At 66.0% G+C, this 4,393-nt stretch carries 4 protein-coding genes; all 4 read right to left on the bottom strand.

Going from position 1 to position 4,393, the window contains the following annotated elements; all coding sequences use genetic code 11:
• Window positions 1–1,058 (bottom strand): NUDIX domain-containing protein (locus NDI87_RS16750; protein ID WP_296276717.1); only part of this gene is annotated, 1,058 nt, incomplete at its 3' end.
• 31 nt (window positions 1,059–1,089) lie between these two features.
• Entirely contained in the window at window positions 1,090–2,520 is a 1,431-nt protein-coding gene (locus NDI87_RS16745) for a VWA domain-containing protein (RefSeq protein WP_296276716.1), read from the bottom strand.
• Window positions 2,504–3,472, bottom strand: coding sequence for a MoxR family ATPase (locus tag NDI87_RS16740; RefSeq protein WP_296276715.1), 969 nt, complete (start codon window positions 3,470–3,472; stop codon window positions 2,504–2,506). The genes NDI87_RS16745 and NDI87_RS16740 overlap by 17 nt, the downstream gene beginning before the upstream one ends.
• A partial coding sequence (locus tag NDI87_RS16735; RefSeq protein WP_296276714.1) for an acyl-CoA dehydrogenase occupies window positions 3,444–4,393 on the bottom strand: 950 nt, incomplete at its 5' end. The genes NDI87_RS16740 and NDI87_RS16735, both read right to left, overlap by 29 nt.

Genomic DNA, 4,393 nt, shown 5'->3' with positions numbered 1-4,393 from the left:
TGGGCCAGCGGCCGTGCGGCGGGGGAGTGGTCGGCGTGCGAGTGGGTGCAGACGATGGCCGTGATCTGGCCCGCCGTGAACGCCAGCAGGCGCTCGATATGGTCGTTCAGCAAGGGGCCCGGATCGATGACGATGTAGCCACTGGCCGCGTCACCCACGATGTAGCTGTTGGTGCCGGGGCCGGTCATGACGCTGGCGTTGGGGGCGGTGAGGCGATGCAGGTGCCGCAGCAGGGGCACCGGCCGTTCGTGCTGCCAGTCCAGCGCATGTTCCAGTTGTCCGGATGGGCACACCAGCGCGAGCTCGGCGTAGGGCAGGTCCTGCTCCATGAAGCGCTGCGGTTGACCGCCGACCAGACCACCACGGGGGGTGGAGTTCCACAGTGGTTCGTCCTCGGTGCAGGCCGCCAGGGCCTGCCCGGCCTGTTCGAAGGCCGACAGCCAGTGCAGGGTGCGGATGGTGGGGAAGATCATGAAGAAGTTGCCGGCCTGGTGCTGCGCCAGCGCATCCTGGGGCCGGACCCAGACCGGCTCGAACTGCTCCATTTCGTCGGCCACCGGTTCCTGCTGGTCGGGCATCAGCGCAGCGAAGAAGACGGTGTCGAAACGCTTGGGCACGCTGCGGTCCGTGGTCCAGCAGGCCAGCATGCGCGCCTGATCGACCGCCAGTGACCAGCCCTGGGCTTGCAGTTGCGGGTACAGCGCCCGGCTGCGGTCCAGCGCTTGAAGGTGGGTGCGGGTGATGGGCCTGCCATCGGCCTGCACGGCCAGCAGGATGCCCAGTTCCTCGAAGGTTTCCCGCAGCGCCGCCAGCGCCGCCGTGCGGTAGCGTCCGCCCGCGTCGGGGGCGCGCGCCAGCGTGTGTGTCTGGTGGTCGTCGGCGTCCACTCGCCCGCCGGGGAACACATAGGCGCCGGGCAAGAAGCTGGCGTTTGGCGAGCGCCGGGTCATCAGCACTTCGACGCCCAGCGCTCCGTCACGCAGCAGCAGCAGGGTGGCCGCTGGGTGCGCCACGGCCGGTTCTTTGCGGGGGTGCAGTTGCAGGGTGGGGCGGGCCATGGCGGTGTTCCTTGCGCGGGGGATGGGGGCTCTACGCGCTGGCCGAATGGGTGCGCAGCAAGGCGTCGAGTGTGCTTTCCAGGTGGGTGAGGGAATTGCATTCGCGCGCGATGTGGCAATAGGGCGCGTAGCGCTTCATCTCCGAATCGCCCAGGCCCCAGAACGAGGTGGGCTCGGGATTGAGCCAGATCACCCGGCGCGCGCGCTCATAAAGCTGCTTCATGACCTCGACATGCGCCTCGCCGCGGTTGTTGCGCGCGTCGCCCAGGATCAGCACCGTGGTGCGGCGGTCGATGTCGCCCAGCAATTGTTCTTCAATATCGAGCAGGGTTTGACCGTAGTCGGTGCCGCTGCCGCCCACGGCCTGCATCACTTTGTCGACCGCTTGCTCGACCGGCAGCAGCTCGAAGGTGTCGCTCACGTCCACCAGGTGGTTGGTGAAGGCGAAACTGCGCACGTCGCTGACCTGCTCGCCCAGGCTGTGCAGGAACAGCAGCAGAAAGCGCGCGTACTGGCGCACCGAGCCGCTGACGTCGCAAATGGCCACCACGCGTGGCCGGTCCACCACCTTGGAGCGCCAGAAGGTCTCGAACATCACGCCGTCGTAGGCCGCGTTCTTGCGCAGGGTCTTGCGGAAGTCGAGCTGGCCGCGCACCCGCTGCTTCTTGCGCCGCGAGTGGCGATCAGCCAGCCGCTTGGCGATTTTGCTGACGATGACGTGCATGCGCGCGAAATCGCGCTTTTCGATGTTGGAGAGCTTTTGCGTTTGCAGGAAGTCGTCGTGCAACTGGCGCGTCGGGGCCGTGCCGAAGAGCGCGAGTTTGCGTTCGACAAAATTGCGAACCTCCTCGAACAATTTTTTGCGCGCCAGTTCAAGCTCCTCGGCGCGCTCGGGCGCCAGCGTCTGGCGTTTGGCGTCAGAGATTTCGCGGTCCAGCAGTTCCAGGCCCATGGCCTGCTGGATCTTCTGGGTGTAAAAACCCTTTTGCGTGAAGAACCAGATGTCGGTCAGGCCCACCTCGCGCGCGGCTTCCTGCATGCGCTTGGCCAGCGCCGCCGAGTCGCCCGACAGCAACAACTGCGACAAGGCCTGGCCGCCGCTGCCCTGGCAACCGCCCGGCCCGCCGGAGCCGGTGGCTGTCTGGTTTTTGGGGCTTTGCTCGGGCGGGTCTTGCGCTGGTGTGGCGTCGGCGCCGGGTTGGACGCCGGGCCGGACCGCGCCGCCAGGGGCTGCCAGGTTTTCAAAAGAGCTGAAACGAAAGAAATGGTCAAAGGCCTCGTCGAACAGGGCGCGGTCGACCGTGGTCTTGGCCAGCGTGGTGCCCAGCGCGCTCTTGAGCAGGGCGCGGTCGCTCCAACCCACCAGTTCGACGGCACGCGCCGCATCGACCTGGGCGTTGAGATGGATTTCAAGGTCGCTGCCGCGCAGCGCCTTGAAAAAGTCTTCAAGCGTGGCTTGCACGGGGACTCTCCGCATCCTTGCGCGCTTGTTGCAGCAGGGTGGACATCTGCGCGTTGGCGGTGGCGATGTCTTGCTCGAACTTGAGGAAGACATTGAGCGTGTCGCGCACCACGTCCAGGTTCAGGTGTTCGGCGTGCAGCAGCAGCAGCGTCTTGGCCCAGTCGATGGTTTCGCTGACCGAGGGCAGTTTTTTCAGGTCCAACTGGCGCACCGCCTGGATGAAGGCCACCAGCTCCCGGTTCAGTGTTGCCGACAGGCCGGGCACGCGCCGCTCCAGGATGCGCCGCTCCAGCGCGGCTTTGGGGAAGGAGATGTGCAGGTGCAGGCAGCGGCGCTTGAGCGCGTCGCTCATTTCGCGCGTGTTGTTGCTGGTGAGAAAGACGAGGGGCTTGACCTTGGCCTTGATGGTGCCGAGTTCGGGTACCGAGACCTGGAAGTCGGACAGCACTTCGAGCAGGAAGGCCTCGAATTCGGGGTCGGACTTGTCGATCTCGTCGATCAGCAGCACGCAGCCGCGCTCCTGGTGCAAGGCCTGGTAGAGCGGGCGCGGTTCGAGGAAATGCTCGCTGAAAAACAGGTCGTCGTGCGCATGCAGCTTGTCCATGGAGGCGGCCAGGCCGACGGCGCCCTGCATCATCTCGCCCAGCTTGTCCTTGAGCAGTTGCGTGTAGAGCAATTGCTTGCCGTATTTCCACTCGTACAAAGCCTTGGATTCGTCCAGGCCTTCGTAACACTGCATGCGGATCAGGGGCACGTCGAGAATCTCGGCCATGCCCTTGGCCAGTTCGGTCTTGCCGACGCCGGCCGGGCCTTCGACCAGGATCGGCTTTTCCAGGTTGAAGCCCAGGTAGACCGAGGTGGCGATTTCGCGGCTGGCGATGTAGTCGACCGAGGCGAAGGCTTTGGCGACTAGGTCAACGGAATCAAAGTGGGCTTGGTGCAGTGATTTCATGGGTTGTCGTTGATTTCAAAAGGGTTTCTCCGGCCTGGAATTGCCGGGATTCGGCGATGCTGCGGGCGATGCCCTGCACCAGGCGCAGGTCGCGCGCCAGGGTGAGCAGGGCCGGTTCATGGTCGTCCAGGGCTGCGGCAAAGGATTCACAGGCGCCTTGCCAGCGATCAAACAGGCGGCGCGCGCCCAGGTTGAACGCCGCCAGCGCCTCGTCGGGCCCGTGCTGGTCCAGGTGCTGGGCGGCATGGCGTGCCACGGGCGAGAGGGCGTCGAGTTCGAGTTGCAAGCCACCCAGCTCCCGGGTCAAAGCCGGCGTGCGGGCTGCATGGCGAAACCAGCGTGCCAGGGTATCCAGCTCGGCTTGCATGGCGCCGAGCATCGGGCCCAGCAGCAGCGCGTCTTCGATCGCGCGCAGCGGCCGAGCGATGGTGTCGAAAGCCTGTCCAGGCTCGCCCAGGCGCTGGCTTTCCGGCACCCGGCAGCCGACCAGGCGCAGGCCGCAATGGCCCAGCGGCGCCAGTCCGCGCACTTTGTCGTCCAGTTCGCGGGTCAGGCCCGGTGTGTTGGCCTCAACGACGAAAGCATCGAAGCGCTTGCGCCCTTCTTTTTCGCCGCTGACGGCCAGCACGATGATGGCATCGGCGGCAGGGCCGTTGCTGACGAAGGCCTTGTGGCCGTCAAGAAGCCAGTCGTCGCCGTCCCGTACCGCCCGGCAGCTCAGGTGTTTGGGGTGTGCGCCGGTGCCGGGCTCGGAGATCGCGAGTGCCAGCAGGGTGTCGCCGACCGCCATGGATTGCAGCAGCGCACGATGCCGGTCGCTGCGCAGATTCGGCGACAGCACGAAGCGCGCCAGCATTTGCTGCATCATCCACGCCATGCCCAGCCCCAGACTGGCGGATTCCCGGGCGACGATGCCGGCCA

Source organism: Rhodoferax sp., from assembly GCF_023701345.1.
Lineage (GTDB): Bacteria > Pseudomonadota > Gammaproteobacteria > Burkholderiales > Burkholderiaceae_C > Rhodoferax.
Note: the sequence above shows the minus strand (reverse complement) of the source record. Positions and strands in the feature narration are given on the sequence as shown.